General features: G+C 66.0%; 1 protein-coding gene. It reads left to right on the top strand.

The window, feature by feature from the left end:
* Positions 1-1,655, top strand: a 1,655-nt coding sequence (locus Q0L57_RS14055; protein WP_296743554.1) for a glutamate synthase-related protein, incomplete at its 5' end; no start/stop codon positions are given.
* Between the last annotated feature and the right edge of the window lie 166 nt (positions 1,656-1,821).

Raw genomic sequence — 1,821 nt, 5'->3', positions numbered from 1 at the left:
ACTCGACGCCCGGCGTCGGCCTGATCTCGCCGCCGCCGCATCACGACATCTATTCTATCGAGGATCTGGCGCAGCTCATCTACGATCTGAAGAACGTCAATCCGGCCGCCGACGTTTCGGTCAAGCTGGTGTCGGAAGTCGGCGTCGGTACGGTTGCGGCGGGCGTCGCCAAGGCGCGCGCCGACCACATCACCGTGTCGGGTTATGACGGCGGCACCGGCGCCTCGCCGCTGACCTCGCTCAAGCATGCCGGCAGCCCGTGGGAAATGGGCCTCGCCGAAACGCATCAGACGCTGGTGCTCAACGGCCTGCGCAGCAGGGTGGCGCTGCAGGTCGACGGCGGCCTGCGCACCGGCCGCGACGTCATCATCGGCGCGCTGCTCGGCGCCGACGAGTTCGGCTTCTCGACCGCGCCGCTCATCGCGGCCGGCTGCATCATGATGCGCAAGTGCCACCTGAATACCTGTCCGGTCGGCGTGGCGACGCAGGACCCGGTGCTGCGCAAGCGCTTCAAGGGCACGCCCGAGCACGTCATCAACTTCTTCTTCTACGTCGCGGAAGAGGTACGCGCGCTGCTTGCCGAAATGGGCTTCACCCATCTCGACCAGATCGTCGGCGATGCCGACCTGCTGGAGAAGCGCGAGGTCATCCAGCACTGGAAGGCGCGCGGGCTCGACTTCTCGAAGATGTTCTTCAAGCCCGAGGCGCCGCGCGAGGCCCTGCATTGGACCGAGCGCCAGAAGCATCCGATCGACGACGTGCTCGACCGCAAGCTGATCGAGCAGGCGAAGCCGGCGCTCGAGGCCAGGCAGCCGGTGACCATCGAGCTGCCGATCCGCAATGTCGACCGGTCGGCGGGCGCGATGCTGTCGGGCGAGGTAGCCAAGCGCTTCAGGCACAAGGGCCTGCGCGAGGACACGATCCAGGTGAAGCTCACCGGCACGGCTGGCCAGTCGTTCGGCGCATTCCTGGCGCGCGGCGTTTCCTTCGAGCTCGTCGGCGCCGGCAACGACTATGTCGGCAAGGGCCTATCCGGCGGCCGCATCGTCATCCGCCCGCCGGAGGAAGCCAAGATCGTCGCGGCTGACTCCATCATCGTCGGCAACACCGTGCTCTACGGCGCCACCGAAGGTGAAGCCTATTTCGCCGGCGTGGCCGGCGAGCGCTTCGCGGTGCGCAATTCCGGCGTGGCGGCGGTCGTCGAAGGCGTCGGCGACCATGGCTGCGAGTACATGACCGGCGGCATCGTCGTCGTGCTGGGCAAGACGGGGCGCAACTTCGCCGCAGGCATGTCGGGCGGCGTCGCCTATGTGCTGGATGAGGAGGGCGATTTCGCCGCTCGCTGCAACATGGCGATGGTAGAGCTGGAGCCGGTCCCGGAAGAGGACGACCTGATGGAAAAGCTGCTCCATCACGGCGGCGACCTCGACCACAAGGGCCGCGTCGACGTGTCGGGCGACATGACCAGCCACGACGAAGAGCGGCTCTATCAGCTGATCTCGAACCACGTCCATTTCACGGGTTCGGTGCGTGGCCGCGAAATCCTCGATAACTGGCAGAGCTTCCGGCCGAAATTCCGGAAGATCATGCCGGTCGAGTATCGCCGCGCGCTGATCGAGATGGAACGCATGCGCATGAGCGTGGCGGCGGAATAAGCTTTGGGCACGGCCGGGGATCAATCTCCGGCCGGCTTCCTCACCAACAATCCTGACCCCGGACCGCGGTTGCCTTGGCAGCTCTATGGGGTTAACGGGTGCGCCGACAAAAGCGTGCCTTCGGACAGCAGGGACTGGACTATGGGCAAGGTAACAGGCTTTCTCG

This window comes from Mesorhizobium sp., assembly GCF_024509055.1.
Taxonomy (GTDB): Bacteria; Pseudomonadota; Alphaproteobacteria; order Rhizobiales; family Rhizobiaceae; genus Mesorhizobium.
This window is presented reverse-complemented; position numbering and strand designations above follow the sequence as displayed.